Source organism: Amycolatopsis vancoresmycina (assembly GCF_000716785.1).
Classification (GTDB): Bacteria; Actinomycetota; Actinomycetes; order Mycobacteriales; family Pseudonocardiaceae; genus Amycolatopsis; species Amycolatopsis vancoresmycina.
In genome coordinates, this window is record NZ_JNYY01000070.1 from 1 (window position 1) to 305 (window position 305).

The 305-nt window shown below is 71.1% G+C and carries 1 pseudogene; it reads right to left on the bottom strand.

The window, feature by feature from the left end:
• Positions 1 to 259 (bottom strand): annotated as a pseudogene (locus tag OO60_RS44355) (hypothetical protein); the annotation flags it as partial.
• Between the last annotated feature and the right edge of the window lie 46 nt (positions 260 to 305).

Sequence of the window (305 nt, forward strand, 5' to 3'; positions counted from 1 at the left end):
CCTGCAGCGGGTAATACACCGCCCGCCAGTAGTCCGACGTGGCTTCCAGCGCGAGGACCTCGACCGCCCGGTCAGTCAACCAGTCCCGCAGAGCCCGCAAAGCTGCCGCGGTCGTGTCGAACCGTTCGGTCTCCAGCAACCACCGGCCCGCCCGGCGCGGGTCCGGGGTGCGCACGCACGCCACCACGAACCGTTTGCCGACATCGACCCCCGCCGCTCGCAGATACAGCACCTCGTCCCGCGCCGGCGATTTCGTCATAGCGCACCACCCGTCGGTCCCGCCGTCCAGAGCGGGCCGCTCGGAG